Origin of the sequence: Anaerocolumna sp. AGMB13025 (assembly GCF_029689925.1) — a bacterium.
Lineage (GTDB): Bacteria > Bacillota > Clostridia > Lachnospirales > Lachnospiraceae > Anaerocolumna.
Genome location: NZ_CP121445.1, coordinates 5,799,908 through 5,813,187, shown reverse-complemented (window position 1 = coordinate 5,813,187; position 13,280 = coordinate 5,799,908). Strand labels below are relative to the sequence as shown.

Below are 13,280 nucleotides of genomic sequence, written 5' to 3'. Positions count from 1 at the left end.
TCTCCTCCTATAACCCTTTCATACGGTTCAGGAAAATAACCGCATTCTTAATATCTGCCTCTGGATTAGCCCCTACTTCACGTTCTATAGTCAAAAATCCTTTGTAACCAATGTCCTCCAGTGCTTTTAAATACTCTGGGAAGTTAACTTCGCCTTCACCAAGAGGTACTTCAATAAAGGGAAGGTTTCCTTCTCCGGAGGTAAAATCATCCTGGGACTTTGCGCTATCTTCGGGAGTTATTCCGTATATAATTTCCGGATCTTTTACCAGTAACCGTCTGCCATCCTTTGCGTGGGTATGTACAATATAATCTTTCAAGGTATAAACTGCTTTTACCGGGTCATCACCAGTTACCATGACAAAATTAGCGGGGTCTAAATTTACCGCAACACCTTTTGAGTTTAGGGCATCTAAAAATTCTTTCAGGGTACTTGCTATCTCCGGACCGGTTTCGATTGCAAAATGCCCTCCAAGGGAATCTGCAAAGCGGCTTAAGGTATGGCAGGCTTCCTGCATGATTTTATACCGTTCATGATTTTTATCTGCAGGTACGACGCCGATATGAGTAGTAATAATATCGGTTTCCAAATCTTTGGCAAGTTCCATAATACGTTTGGATTTTTCAATCAGGACCGAGTTTTTCTCCTTGTTGCCAAAACCCTGGCCCAAATCACCACACAGTGCGGAAAATACCAGACCGTTAGACTTAACAATCTCTAAAAGTTCTTTTCTTTTGCTGCCGGTTAAATTCTCAGGTGAATACTCACCGGAAGTTGCATACATCTGAAGTCCTTTTGCTCCCAGCAGGGAAGCCTTTTCAATTGCGGTTTTTGTATCCAGCTTAAAACTATCCAGCATGACGCCGATGGGAAAATTGTACATGATAACCATCCTTTCATATAAATATCATGAGTCTCTAAGTGAGGTAAGTAAAGAAGTTTCGGATTACTTATAATTTTATTGTTTGTTTACTAAGCTCATTGTATAATTGAACTATCATGAAGTAAAGAAATGAACTTGCTAATAATTAACACTATCTTGCTATGGAGACCGAAGATGAGTCCAAATAATTTTTATGAACCTCATAACCATAAAGATCCTTCTTTTCCTATTATATTCCACCTGGATACCAGGAATAAAAGCCAGGATGATTTTCTGCCCCATTGGCATGAAAATATTGAAATCCTCTATGTGCTGCAGGGCTCCATAAACGTACTTTCGGATGCCAGCAGTATAACCGCGAATCCGGAGGAGATTATTATCATTAATTCCAATAATGTCCACTATATACAGACCCTGGAAGAGGAATCTAAATATTATTGCCTGATTGTAGACCGGAATTTCTGTGAAGAAATCGGAATTGATACGGAGGAGATCATATTTCAGAGACTGATAAAAGATAAGTTATTAAAGGATCAATTCAGAATCATCAGAGAGGAATTCATGAAACAGAAACCTCTTTATAAAGCCAGAATCAAATCGGTCATTACAGATCTGGTAATCTGCCTCTACCGAGACTATATTTTATCGGAGACTCCACTATCAAGTAAACCGGAAACCAATAAAATTGATATCGTAAAAAAGGCAATCCGTTATATCCAGGGCAATTATGAGAAGGACATATCCATATCTGATATTGCCGATAAGGCAGGGGTGAGTAAATTTTATTTCTGCCGTATCTTTAAAGAAATAACAGGATATACTACCGTGCGTTATATTAATATATTAAGATGCACTAATGCAAAGAAACTTCTCTTAAGCGGTAAATATAGTGTGGAAGAAGCGGCATTCGAATGCGGTTTTGATAACCTGTCTTACTTTTCAAAGACCTATAAAAGGCATATGGGATGTCTGCCGTCTTCATTAAAAAGGATGTAATGGAAATATTGACTTAAGCCTCCGCCAAGAGTATCATAAAAGGGCAGATAAGGAGGCTTATAAATTGATTGATAAAGATAACACGATAAACAAAGATAACATGATAAAAAAAAATAATACGATAAGTAAACATAACACGAAATATAACAGGATAAATAAAAAGACAAATAAAAACAGCAAGATAGCATATAGAGGAATCCCTATTCATGAGTCAGTGCTATTTGGTGTACTTCTTGCCATAGTCGGAGGATTTTTAGATGCATATACCTACATAGGCAGAGATGGCGTATTTGCCAATGCCCAGACCGGTAATATCGTTTTAGTCAGTGTATATGCTGCTCAGGGTAACTGGGGGAAAGCATTGCTTCATATTCCTCCCATTCTTGCTTTTATTCTTGGAGTTTTAGTAACGGAAATGATAAAGGCAAAATCTAACAGGATTTTTTTAAAAGACTGGAAAAGAGGAGTTTTAATACTTGAGGTTATTGTGCTTTTTATTGTAGGTTTTATTCCTTATTCCATGCCGGATATTATTGTAATCGTGATCATCTCATTTGTAACATCTGTTCAGGTACAGTCCTTTCGTACTCTGGTGAATTCTCCTTATGCGACAACGATGTGCACAGGTAATTTACGTTCTGCTTCCCAGGAAGTATTTACTGCACTTACGAAACATGACCGCGAAGCAGCCAAAATAGCAGCCAGGTATTTCATTATTATTTTTACATTTGTGTTAGGGGCTTTCATTGGGGGGATGTTTACTTCGATGATCGGTGTGAAGGCTGTTTGGATTGCGGGGGGTGTTTTGGTTATTCCCGTTATTTTGTTTCAGGTTTTTGAACAGGAGTGAAATGTGAAGTTTGAAGAATTTATTTTCCAAAAACTTTACATTTAAGTAACATGAGATTTACGGAGTTGGTTTAGAATATCATATGTAACAATGATAATAAGTTGTTTTACTAGGTGGTTTGAATTTTAAGGATTGTAATACAAACAGGAGGTAATTATGGAAGATAAGATTTATGACATTTCTAAGGAAATGCTTAGAAAGTATGGCAGGATAGCTAAAAAGAGTATGAATGAAAAGGTAATCTATGAAGTTGCGGCAGTGATTTATTCGATTCGTCAGGATTACAAGGAAGATACAAGAAATTATATTACTACCAAAAGTATCTATGAGATAGAAAAAGAAATGGTTTTAAGGCTTCAAAAGACGATACGGCATAATGAGGAATTTGCAGAAGAAGCAGACGATGCTTGCAGAAAGGCTTTAACCTATATTGAACTGGTGGTTGCACCCAGAATAAATTTAAGTTCTCTGGCTTGTTAATAGGCTGAGGCCTTTTTTTTGTGCCTGAGTTATAGAAACTAAGGAAATTGGACTTGCATTAGCAGAGGTTATTGATTATACTAAGTAAGCAGTAAGTATTACTGTAATAATTTATAAAGGACAGTTCGTGACCATCCTGTCGGTAAACAAAACTAGGGAAATGTAGTAGGGCTACTTTAGTAGTTAGACTGCTTTGTTTGTTTATGGGCTTATGCCCTATTTTTTTTGCTTATTTTTAACAGGAGCGTGAACTATGCCGGAAAAGAGGATTTTTATGAAAGCATTAGTTCTATTTAGCGGTGGTGTTGACAGCACTACCTGTCTGGCGATGGCAATCCGGGATTTTGGTAAGGAGAATGTCATTAGTCTTTCTATTTTCTATGGTCAGAAACATGAAAAGGAGATTGAAGCAGCGGGTAAGATCAGTTCTTATTATGGAATTCAAAGCTTAACTCTTGATTTGACCAATGTGTTTGCCTTAAGTAATTGTTCCTTATTATCCCACTCCAGTCAGGATATTCCAAAACAGTCCTATTTAGAGCAACTGAAAGGGACAAACGGGAATCCAGTTTCTACTTATGTACCCTTTCGGAATGGATTATTTTTATCCTCGGCAGCCAGTGTTGCTCTTTCAAAAGACTGTGATTATATCTATTATGGAGCACATCAAGATGATGCTGCCGGAAATGCTTATCCGGATTGTAGTGCTGCCTTTGCAGCGGGCATGGAAAAAGCTATTTATGAGGGAAGTGGTCAGAAACTTAAGTTAATGGCGCCGTTTATCTCCCTTAATAAAACCCAGATCATTGCCAAAGGACTTGAATTATCAGTTCCATATGAACTCACCTGGAGCTGCTATGAGGGTCTTAAAACTCCTTGCGGTAAATGCGGTACCTGCATAGACAGGCAAAAGGCTTTTGAAAATAACCATACCACAGATCCTGCACAAAAAGAAAGGAATGAAATGAATGAACAGTTCAATCTCTAATAAAAAAAGCTCCTCTGCGCCACATTATACGTATATTCAGAAGCTGACCATCTCGGGTATTGTTATAGCCCTTTACTGCGTCATAATGTATTTCACCCAATCCATAGCCTTTGGTCCATATCAGGTTCGGATCGCAACTTCACTTTATGCACTTGCCTATTTATTTCCCTTTTTGGTCCTGCCCCTTGGAATTGCTAATTTTCTATCCAATATGTTGGGCGGGTTAGGACCGATTGATATGTTTGGCGGTTGTCTGGTTGGTGTTATAACAGCATTTCTTATTGTACTGATCCATAAATATAAATTGCCCAAAGCCAGCTGTATCGTTCCAATTATTGTAATACCAGGTACCATTGTACCTATCTGGCTTTCTATCATAAACTCACTTCCCTATGGTTTATTGGTAGCAAGTCTTTGTATTGGACAAATTATTCCTGCAATTACAGGTGTTATACTCATGAAAGCTTTTGGCCGTGTTTTATTAAAACAAGGTATAAAGGAAAGTTAATGCAGTCGCATTCGCATAAGTACAAAACAGGTGTTATTCTTGTTAGGAGGAGATTATTATGAGCGGAAGAAATAAAGAAGAATTGAAAGGGGTTAGTTTTCTAGGAAATCAGAATACCAAGTACCCCGATAACTATGCACCGGAAATGCTGGAAAGCTTTATGAATAAACACCAGGGGAATGATTATTTTGTTAAATTTAACTGCCCTGAGTTTACCAGCCTTTGTCCTATGACGGGACAGCCGGATTTTGGGGCAATGTACATATCTTATGTACCGGATCAGATTATGGTGGAAAGTAAATCTCTCAAATTATATCTGTTCAGTTTCAGGAATCATGGAGATTTTCATGAGGATTGTGTGAATATAATTATGAAGGACTTAATCAAATTAATGGAACCAAAATACATCGAAGTGTGGGGCAAATTCACCCCAAGAGGCGGAATCTCCATAGATCCCTACTGCAATTATGGAAAACCAAACACAAAATGGGAACAAGTAGCCTTTAACCGGTTGATAAATCATGATTTATATCCGGAAAAAGTGGATAACCGTTAAACAATTATGTAAGGACTTTTATACTTTCTATATTCCAATCATTCATGTAAAGAAACACTTGACAATAGTACTATATAGTACTATACTATATAAAGAGGTGAAGGAAATGAAAACACATGGCGGTTTCTTAATATCCCAGATACATAAACTTCAGGGGAGAGCTTTTGAAAAGATGCTGAAAGACAGTGGAATTGAAGCCTTTAACGGTGCTCAGGGCAGAATCTTATATGTATTGTGGGAACATGAAAAGCTTTCTATTACAGATATCGGAAAGCTTACCTCCCTTGCCAAAACTACCTTAACCAGTATGTTAGATCGTATGGAGGAGAGTGGTTTGGTAGAGAGAATACCCGACAAGAAAAATAGAAGACAGATATTTATATGCATTACAAAGAAGGCAAAGGGATACCGGGATAGGTATGATCAGGTATCGGAGCAGATGAATACCCTTTTTTATGAAGGCTTTACGGCAGGAGAAATAGAAGAGTTTGAACACAAACTAAGGAGTATTATAAATAATTTAGATAAATAGGAGGCGTTATTATGGAAGAACAAGTGAAAAAAGATATGTTAAAGCTGGTGGATCAAAACCGTGATATTATCGTATGTTCCATAGCGGAGAATGGGTTTCCCAATGCAAAGTCCATGTTTAAGGCAAAACACGAAGGGCTTAAAACCTTTTGGTTTTCAACCAATGTATCAGCGGTCCGCACGAGCCAATGGCTGAAACAGCCAAAGGCATGTATTTACTTTTTAGATTCAGAAAATATTCATGGGCTGATGCTGACCGGACACATGGAGGTTTTCACCGATAACGAAACAAAACTAGCCTTTTGGAAACCGGGAGATGAGATGTATTATCCCCTTGGTCCGACGGACCCGGATTACTGTATGTTACGGTTTACAGCAGAAGAAGGTAATTACTGGGGGCTGGGGAAATACCTGTTTTCCGTGGATTCGATTGGAGAGTGATTCATATGCCGTATCAACAGGTTGGAGATTGTTCCGTATTTTATGAAGATATCGGTGTGGGACAGCCTGTTTTATTCCTGCACAGCAGTTACAGCAGGGGAATTATAGCTTTTGGCGGACAGATACAGCCCTTCTTTCATTCATATCGTTGCCTTTTGCCAGATTTCAGAGGCCATGGAAGAACCAAGTCAGAAAAGAAGGACTGGGATACCAGCAAGATCAGCGAGGATATGGCAGGCTTTTTAGCAGCACTAGGAATAGAAAAGGCACATATAATCGGCTACAGCCTGGGCGGCGGAGTGGCTCTTCATCTGGCAGCAAAGTACCCTGATTTAATACAAAGTATAACTACCATCGGCTGCGGTGGTGTTGCCGATCCTACGGGAGCTGACGATTTTGAGCCTGAGGCGTTAATACGAAATAATCAGCAGGAATTTATTGAACGGATAAAAGTAATTCATGGGGATGCTCATGGAGGGGACTGGGAACACCATTTGAGGCAGAGTGCTAAGGATTGGAGAGAATATCCTAACCTTTCGGAGGAAGATTGGACTAAATTAACCATGCCGATGTTATTAATCGGCGGAGAAAAGGATATCTTTGCTTCCCGCGATAAATTACAGAATATGAAAAAACGTTGTCCCCAGGCAGAAATCTATATTGTACCTGGTGCAAGCCATCGTCCCCATATGCCCACGGAGCAGGTGAAAGAAGTAAATACAGAGATACTTAATTTTCTAAAAAGAATAAGAGGATAGTATCGTCAAAATGATCACGATAATGTTATTATCATAATTTAGATTACAATAACAAACAACGAACAGTTTTAATATAGTACCCTATATAGGACAGTGAAACAGAAAATTCAGTAGATCATATTCAAAGCAGGGATAAAGTAACAGGGAGTGGCGGGTAACCATTCCCTGTTTTGGTGTCATGCTACGTCAGGTTGTTTTATTTCTTCGTTCTCTGTCTTTCTTTCCTTCTTTAAAAACAGTGCCGGCAGTAGTCCTACCAGGGTTAGGATGGAAGCTGTCATAAAGATATCATCAAGACCTTTGACAAAGGACATTGCCTGAATCTGAAGTGCCTGTTTTGTAACATCGGCGCCGGAAGCCATAAGCTGTGCTCCGATTACTTGTGCATGGTGTTTGGTACGGCTGGTCAAAATGGTAGTAAGTATGGCAATACCAAAGGAACCGGAAACTCTTGAGATAATATTGGAGATGGCGGTGGCGCTGCCGACTTCAAGTTTATTAACAGAATCCAGGGAGGCTGCCTGAGCGGATACCGCTGCAAAGGACATACTGATACCTCTTAATATCATCCAATACATAATAGTTCGGTTACTGGTATCAACCTCAATATCATGGAGAAGAAACGTGGTTAAAGCAAGACTGATAATACCGAAAATAGCCAGGGGTTTCGGACCGGTACGGTCATATAATTTTCCCACAATCGGCATTAACAGACCGGAAGCCAAAGCACCCGGCAGCATAATAAGACCCGTATCCAGAGCGCCCAGACCCTTTATGTTTTGTAAAAACAACGGAATAAAAAAGATACCGGAGAATAGACCGACAGTTGTAATTACCGTAGTTATGTTTGCAAAGGTAAAATTACGATACCGGAATACTTTTAAATCCAGTAAAGGATTCTTGAATTTAAGCTCAAAGAATAGAAACAGGATTAAAGTTACAAGGCTTATGGCAAAGCAGATAATAACTGAGCCAGAGGTCCAGCCCCAATCGCCGCCTTTGCTTAAGGCTAAGAGCAGACTAAAGAGCATAACGGCAACGGTAACTGCTCCGCCGATATCAAGCTTCTCTACTTTTATAGTCTCAAATTTAGGCAGGAAAAAGAAGGCAAGAAGGAAACCGATGATTCCAATCGGAATGTTAATGGTAAATATCCATTTCCAGCCTACATATTCTACTAAATATCCGCCGATGGTCGGTCCCAATGCAGGTGCAATCAAAAGTGCCACACCTACGATACCCATGGCTGTACCAAAACTTCCTTCCGGTACTATTTTTTTAACCATGGTCATCATTGCCGGCATTAAAAGTCCGCCGCCCAGAGCCTGAATAATTCTGGAGATAATCAGCGTGTTTACGCTCCAGCTAAAGGTACATAAAATCGATCCGAAGGTAAACATGGCCAGAGCAAACAGATATAATTTCTTATAACCAAATTTATCCCCTGCCCAGCCGCTGAAGGGAATTACAACACCAAGTGCCAGCATATAAACGGTTACGACCCACTGAATCTGGCCTTCTGTAGTGTTAAATACATGCATCATGGTTGAAATTGCAACATTTACAATACTGGAGTCCAGAATGGACATGAATCCTCCGATTAGTGCAATTAATACGGGTACTACCCAATGATTACTATTTTTTGTCGTGTTCATAAGTTTTTTGTCTGTGGGCTGTTGCAAGAATAGATTTATAGACTGGTCTAAAAGTGGTTATTATCAGAGCCGTATTTCTTAAGATTTCTGCAGCAGTCCCTGTCACATGATAGAATAATTATTTTTATTCCTTTGATATTGATATAAGTTGAAAGAAGCATGCTGTGACAGTTCCTTTCCTTTCGGGTTTATTTTCTCTCAACTTTTTGCTCAGATAACTTCTGAGATAAATGGGTATGCAAAATAGATAAATTTTTCGTGAAGTCCTCCATAAAACCTGGTGGCAATGTGTCGAACAGCATAATAAGTTCCTTATCAGCGTTCTGAACAACGGATTCAATCATTTCTTTTAACTTTGGTGTACCTTCAATTATGATACTTCTACGGTCCACGCTGTCATGAACCCTTTCCAGATATCCTTTCGATTCCAGTCTGTCAAATACACCCGTTAAAGTACTAGCTGGCAGTCCGGCTGCCTTAGCCAGGTCCGTAATTTTACAGGAACCTCTTTTATTAAGCCTCCAGAGGATAATCAATTCTGATATGGATATATTATTCTCTTTTACAATCGGGGAAAGAATCCTGAAAATACGGGTATTTACCTGGCTTAACATTTCGACTAATTCAAACATTGTATGGTTTTTCCTCCTCTCCTTATCATTTGCTTTTATTTAAGCAATTTTATAGTTCGTGTTATATATAACGAATCAGTATATTACGAACTCGTAATAAATGGAGTGTATCACTCTTGTAGTTGTAAGTCAAGTAGAAAGAAATTACGATTTTGTCCAGTAGAAAGAAATTATGATTTTGCCCAGAATTTAATTATTTGATTAAAAAGTTAATTGACTAAAATTGTTATATATAGATGCTGTGAAGAAGTGTTATAATATGTTAATGGAAAAATAGATGAGTGTTATAGTAATCTGTGCTAGAAACAGCAGGAAGTGAATATATGAAAAAATTCATTCGTAATAAGGGGGTGTTATTATTTTAGGTTATATATCCTTGGATAACGTATTCTTTATTCTAAAGATTGAGGATGTATTTATGATAAAGGGTAAAGGAGTTGTTATCGTGGCTGGAAAGATTCAATGGGGAGCAATTCACGATAAGGCTGAGGTTTTGATTACTGATGAGACAGGTAAAGTATTACAGAAAACCACACTAATTGATTTAGATTGGTTTGACCGCAGCAGATACGGTGAACATGTCACGGCGGATAAGGGAATGAATATTGCATTGATTTTCCCTTTGAAAGATAAGGATTATCTCCGAAAGGGACATAATATAGTTATTCGTTAATTTTATATAACTTTGGTTGCGTAAAGGCTGGACAATGATTACCATCTATCTGAATAAATAGATGGTTTTTTATTGTTAAAAATATCATAGGAAAGCATAAGGCATATTTCAAAAATAAAATCGTGGAATATATTATTATAATCATCTGACAACACCCATATTAATAAAAGGAGTCATTCATGAAAAACAGCAGCATTAGAGTAAGAAAATCTTTAAAATTTGACCTTCAGCGAAGAATCGTATCCCATAAGACGCTGGAATCCTGGAGAAGTGTTCCCCATGTATCCTATGTTTATGAACCGGACATAACGGATTTTTATGAGGAGTATATAAAACTGGCGAGGGACGGGGAAAATACCGGTCGTAAAATATCCTTTAATACGATTATGCTGAAGGTGATTGCCGAAGGGCTGTCAAAAGCACCAAATCTGAATGCTCATATTGAATATAACCAAAGAAGAACAGAAGGCATTCTTCATATAATGGAAAGTATAAATATTTCGATGCCCTGGCTTTTGCCGGATGGAAGAATGATAACTCCGGTTATTTATAATACAGGTAAGATGTCCGTATATGAAATTTCAGAATATATATCAAAACTATCAGAAAAAATAAAAAAGACCAATATAGATGAAATGCTGTATAAAACGGTAATTGCGGATACAGTTAATGAATTAAGGCAGTTAAATATAAAAAAGGTAATAGGAAGAACGATAGCATCACTAACCAGCAGTAACCAGTTTAAAGGGCTAAGTGGTAAAAGAAAAAAACATTACTACAGGATACCGGACAAAGATCGTCTTACGGAACAAGACATTTTAAACGGAACAGTCACTGTTTCTAATATTGGTTCTTTATACAAGGAGCAAAAGGGCTTTTTCACGTTACTAGAGGTCATACCGCCCCAGGTTTTTGCAGTTGGAATCGGTTCCGTACAGGAAAAACCGGGTGTGTATATATCTAATGTCGGAAAGAAGGAAATCGGTATCAGAAAAACACTTCCCTTGTGCCTGGCTTTTGACCACCGGGCAGTTGATTTTTATGCAGTCATACCATTTATAAAAAGACTGGATGAATTGTTTAATAATCCCGGTGTTATCCATACATGGTAAACTGTAATTAAAACAGTAAGAAAACTGGAGCAGCTTTAAAGTAAATAATCTTTGCTGGCGCTATTTAAGCAAATAAAGCAAATAAGATCAAGATAAATAAAAGAAGAACTGTTTCTGTTAAGTTTTATATGGCAATGTTAAGTGCAGCAGAGTAGTATGATAGAAATCAGGGTTATTGATATCAAATTTAATTCAGCAATAAGTCATTTTTAAGGGATATTTAATGATAAAGGAATAACATAGTGTTATTATAGTTTTAACATCATTTACAGGTATGGCAATATAGAAATATGAGACATCATGAAGAATTAGCAGCATAATATAGTAATAGTATGACAAAATAATAAATAATATCTTAAGTGAGGTATCATATGTTATATGCACAGGATTTTCGCAGATTAGCGAGAGAAGCCCTAAGAGGAAGATGGATTCTTGCGGTATTAACCGGTTTTGTTGCAGTACTTTTAGGTGCAAACAGTATCTATGGCAATACTTCAGGTAACAGGAATAATCAGGTTAAGAATTTCGCGGATGCCTATTATGGCATCAATGCGTCATTATTTGTTCTATGGGTCTTGGTCATGATCGGTTTGTTTGTGTTGATCTATCTGATTATTGGCGGAACAATTCAACTGGGTTATTGTACCTTTAATCTCAACTTGATTCATAACACAAATCCTCAGTTCAATGATTTATTCAGTAGAACTGATATTTTCTGGAAAGCATTTGGACTTAGAGTTTTAACAACCTTATATACCTTATTATGGTCTTTGCTATTAATAATCCCGGGAATTATTGCCGCCCTTAGTTATTCCATGGCACCCTATATACTTACGGAAAACCCCTCCATGGGTGTCAGTGAAGCAATTGAGCGTTCCAAAGAAATGATGGACGGAAATAAGTGGCGGCTCTTTTGCCTGGCATTTAGTTTTATCGGGTGGGCAATCCTTAGTGCCCTGACCTTTGGAATTGGATATTTGTGGCTGAATCCGTATATCAATGCAGCCTATGCGGCTTTTTATGATGATATCTCCGGAAAGGCTTTAAGGACGGAATTAATTTAACTTATGGTAAATAAACTAAGGTGCTGTTGCAAAATGTAGGTTATAGAACCAGGGCTTAGAAGGGGCTGTTGCAAAATATAGGATACCAACCCTGGGCATAGAGGCTGTTGCAAAATTCAAAGAGTAAATTACTTGGGAGAGAATGGGGATAATGTTTTTTAGAAATTTAGTGTAAAGTATGCGCGAATGGCTGCAAGAAAGAGAATGCAGCCGCCCATTCGCGCAATCCTTACACTAAATTTCTAAAAAACATTATCCCCATTCTAAGCCCAAGTTCAAAAACCTTACAATTTTGCAACAGCCTCTCTCCCAGGTATTTTAGTCTTTGATTTGCAACAGTCCCTTCTCTCCTGGGTAATTTAATCTTTGGATTTGCAACAGCATCTTGGTTACAGCAACAGCCTTTGTTTGATTATCGCATTGTCTACAATGCCTTTTTGCATAAAGAACTGGTACTGCTGCATAACCTGTTCCTTCTTAAGCTCTGCAATATGTTTACCATAATCAAGGTCTGCCATATTGCTGATACTTGAGGTCAGGTTTATGCTGGTATTTGTGTTGTAATTAAGTACATGGGACAAGGCATTGTATTCGGCTCCGTTACTGCTGCGGGAATCGGATACTTTCTTTATTGCATCATCAATTTTAGAAATATCGAAATTACCGGTTAAATCATAATCGTCGATTCCAAGAGTTTCTAAGGTAGAATCTGCCATACGAATTGTCATACCGTTACCCTGTGGATTAGTGGCAAGATTCAGATCTGCCATACTGCCATCCAACAATTTTTTCGTATTAAACTCAGTACCTTTTGCGGTTGCCTGGATATCCTTTTTCAGCTGCTCTACTTCCTCCTGCATAGCCTCCATATCATCGCTGCTGTAAATTGCTGAATTGGAAGCCTGAACACTTAGTTCACGTATTCGTTGCAGGGAATTTGTAATCTTGTCTAAAGCGCCGTCGGAGACTTTTAATACATCCTGTCCGGCAGCAGCATTGTCTGTACCGACGTCATAACCATTTGACTGGGATTTTAGTTTTTCTACAATCGAAAGTCCCGCTGGATTATCTGCGGCAGTTTTAATCCGGTAACCGCTGGCGTAGTTATCATAACCAACACCATGAGAACCAATTGGGGAAATACTCATACCAA

The 13,280-nt window shown here is 38.2% G+C and carries 16 protein-coding genes; 12 read left to right on the top strand and 4 right to left on the bottom strand.

The genetic code is table 11. From position 1 onward, the window contains the following. Window positions 1-7: 7 nt before the first annotated feature. Window positions 8-883 carry a sugar phosphate isomerase/epimerase family protein gene (locus QA584_RS24155; RefSeq protein WP_278271662.1) on the bottom strand — a complete coding sequence of 292 codons (876 nt, stop codon included), beginning with the start codon at window positions 881-883 and terminating at the stop codon, window positions 8-10. A gap of 174 nt (window positions 884-1,057) precedes the next feature. Between QA584_RS24155 and QA584_RS24150 the strand changes: the two genes are divergently transcribed. The 9 genes from QA584_RS24150 to QA584_RS24110 all read left to right on the top strand — a co-directional run bounded on the left by QA584_RS24150 (window position 1,058) and on the right by QA584_RS24110 (window position 6,991). Further along, window positions 1,058-1,879 carry an AraC family transcriptional regulator gene (locus QA584_RS24150; RefSeq protein ID WP_278271661.1) on the top strand — a complete coding sequence of 274 codons (822 nt, stop codon included), beginning with the start codon at window positions 1,058-1,060 and terminating at the stop codon, window positions 1,877-1,879. A 64-nt stretch (window positions 1,880-1,943) separates the two neighbouring features. After that, entirely contained in the window at window positions 1,944-2,729 is a 786-nt protein-coding gene (locus QA584_RS24145) for a YoaK family protein (RefSeq protein WP_278271660.1), read from the top strand. Window positions 2,730-2,885: 156 nt separating this feature from the next. Then, a complete protein-coding gene (locus QA584_RS24140; RefSeq protein WP_278271659.1) occupies window positions 2,886-3,209 on the top strand; it encodes a hypothetical protein in 324 nt (107 codons plus the stop codon). Window positions 3,210-3,483: 274 nt separating this feature from the next. After that, a complete protein-coding gene (gene queC, locus QA584_RS24135) occupies window positions 3,484-4,197 on the top strand; it encodes a 7-cyano-7-deazaguanine synthase QueC (protein ID WP_278271658.1) in 714 nt (237 codons plus the stop codon). Continuing rightward, entirely contained in the window at window positions 4,178-4,705 is a 528-nt protein-coding gene (locus QA584_RS24130) for a QueT transporter family protein (protein WP_278271657.1), read from the top strand. The genes queC and QA584_RS24130 overlap by 20 nt, the downstream gene beginning before the upstream one ends. 58 nt (window positions 4,706-4,763) lie before the next feature. After that, entirely contained in the window at window positions 4,764-5,261 is a 498-nt protein-coding gene (gene queF, locus QA584_RS24125; RefSeq protein ID WP_278271656.1) for a preQ(1) synthase, read from the top strand. A gap of 106 nt (window positions 5,262-5,367) precedes the next feature. Then, window positions 5,368-5,793, top strand: coding sequence for a MarR family transcriptional regulator (locus tag QA584_RS24120; protein WP_278271655.1), 426 nt, complete (start codon window positions 5,368-5,370; stop codon window positions 5,791-5,793). Window positions 5,794-5,804: 11 nt separating this feature from the next. Beyond that, window positions 5,805-6,233 (top strand): pyridoxamine 5'-phosphate oxidase family protein, encoded by a 429-nt coding sequence (locus QA584_RS24115; RefSeq protein WP_278271654.1) that lies wholly within the window; start codon window positions 5,805-5,807, stop codon window positions 6,231-6,233. Window positions 6,234-6,238: 5 nt separating this feature from the next. Next, window positions 6,239-6,991 (top strand): alpha/beta fold hydrolase, encoded by a 753-nt coding sequence (locus QA584_RS24110; RefSeq protein ID WP_278271653.1) that lies wholly within the window; start codon window positions 6,239-6,241, stop codon window positions 6,989-6,991. A gap of 176 nt (window positions 6,992-7,167) precedes the next feature. Here the strand turns inward: QA584_RS24110 and QA584_RS24105 are convergent, their stop codons facing one another. Both QA584_RS24105 and QA584_RS24100 read right to left on the bottom strand, forming a co-directional pair. Then, entirely contained in the window at window positions 7,168-8,646 is a 1,479-nt protein-coding gene (locus tag QA584_RS24105) for a DHA2 family efflux MFS transporter permease subunit (protein WP_278271652.1), read from the bottom strand. A 188-nt stretch (window positions 8,647-8,834) separates the two neighbouring features. Continuing rightward, the gene (locus QA584_RS24100) at window positions 8,835-9,278 is read right to left on the bottom strand and encodes a MarR family winged helix-turn-helix transcriptional regulator (protein ID WP_278271651.1); all 444 of its coding nucleotides are present in this window, start codon (window positions 9,276-9,278) and stop codon (window positions 8,835-8,837) included. A 418-nt stretch (window positions 9,279-9,696) separates the two neighbouring features. Here QA584_RS24100 and QA584_RS24095 point away from each other — a divergent pair, with 418 nt between their 5' ends. The 3 genes from QA584_RS24095 to QA584_RS24085 all read left to right on the top strand — a co-directional run bounded on the left by QA584_RS24095 (window position 9,697) and on the right by QA584_RS24085 (window position 12,127). Then, window positions 9,697-9,951: a hypothetical protein gene (locus QA584_RS24095; protein WP_278271650.1), complete on the top strand. Its 255-nt coding sequence runs from the start codon at window positions 9,697-9,699 to the stop codon at window positions 9,949-9,951. Between the two features lie 179 nt (window positions 9,952-10,130). Further along, window positions 10,131-11,063 (top strand): 2-oxo acid dehydrogenase subunit E2, encoded by a 933-nt coding sequence (locus QA584_RS24090; RefSeq protein ID WP_278271649.1) that lies wholly within the window; start codon window positions 10,131-10,133, stop codon window positions 11,061-11,063. A gap of 371 nt (window positions 11,064-11,434) precedes the next feature. Continuing rightward, window positions 11,435-12,127 carry a DUF975 family protein gene (locus QA584_RS24085; RefSeq protein WP_278271648.1) on the top strand — a complete coding sequence of 231 codons (693 nt, stop codon included), beginning with the start codon at window positions 11,435-11,437 and terminating at the stop codon, window positions 12,125-12,127. A 389-nt stretch (window positions 12,128-12,516) separates the two neighbouring features. On the opposite strand, the gene QA584_RS24080 is transcribed toward QA584_RS24085, so the two are convergent. After that, window positions 12,517-13,275 (bottom strand): flagellin, encoded by a 759-nt coding sequence (locus tag QA584_RS24080; RefSeq protein WP_278271647.1) that lies wholly within the window; start codon window positions 13,273-13,275, stop codon window positions 12,517-12,519. Window positions 13,276-13,280 lie beyond the last annotated feature (5 nt).

What these genes read in the sequence shown, in the direction of transcription:
- QA584_RS24155 (WP_278271662.1), bottom strand. Translation starts at nt 883, where the DNA reads ATGTACAATTTTCCCATCGGCGTCATGCTGGATAGTTTTAAGCTGGAT.
- QA584_RS24150 (WP_278271661.1), top strand. Translation starts at nt 1,058, where the DNA reads ATGAGTCCAAATAATTTTTATGAACCTCATAACCATAAAGATCCTTCT.
- QA584_RS24140 (WP_278271659.1), top strand. Translation starts at nt 2,886, where the DNA reads ATGGAAGATAAGATTTATGACATTTCTAAGGAAATGCTTAGAAAGTAT.
- queC (WP_278271658.1), top strand. Translation starts at nt 3,484, where the DNA reads ATGAAAGCATTAGTTCTATTTAGCGGTGGTGTTGACAGCACTACCTGT.
- QA584_RS24130 (WP_278271657.1), top strand. Translation starts at nt 4,178, where the DNA reads ATGAACAGTTCAATCTCTAATAAAAAAAGCTCCTCTGCGCCACATTAT.
- queF (WP_278271656.1), top strand. Translation starts at nt 4,764, where the DNA reads ATGAGCGGAAGAAATAAAGAAGAATTGAAAGGGGTTAGTTTTCTAGGA.
- QA584_RS24120 (WP_278271655.1), top strand. Translation starts at nt 5,368, where the DNA reads ATGAAAACACATGGCGGTTTCTTAATATCCCAGATACATAAACTTCAG.
- QA584_RS24115 (WP_278271654.1), top strand. Translation starts at nt 5,805, where the DNA reads ATGGAAGAACAAGTGAAAAAAGATATGTTAAAGCTGGTGGATCAAAAC.
- QA584_RS24110 (WP_278271653.1), top strand. Translation starts at nt 6,239, where the DNA reads ATGCCGTATCAACAGGTTGGAGATTGTTCCGTATTTTATGAAGATATC.
- QA584_RS24105 (WP_278271652.1), bottom strand. Translation starts at nt 8,646, where the DNA reads ATGAACACGACAAAAAATAGTAATCATTGGGTAGTACCCGTATTAATT.
- QA584_RS24100 (WP_278271651.1), bottom strand. Translation starts at nt 9,278, where the DNA reads ATGTTTGAATTAGTCGAAATGTTAAGCCAGGTAAATACCCGTATTTTC.
- QA584_RS24095 (WP_278271650.1), top strand. Translation starts at nt 9,697, where the DNA reads ATGATAAAGGGTAAAGGAGTTGTTATCGTGGCTGGAAAGATTCAATGG.
- QA584_RS24090 (WP_278271649.1), top strand. Translation starts at nt 10,131, where the DNA reads ATGAAAAACAGCAGCATTAGAGTAAGAAAATCTTTAAAATTTGACCTT.
- QA584_RS24085 (WP_278271648.1), top strand. Translation starts at nt 11,435, where the DNA reads ATGTTATATGCACAGGATTTTCGCAGATTAGCGAGAGAAGCCCTAAGA.
- QA584_RS24080 (WP_278271647.1), bottom strand. Translation starts at nt 13,275, where the DNA reads ATGAGTATTTCCCCAATTGGTTCTCATGGTGTTGGTTATGATAACTAC.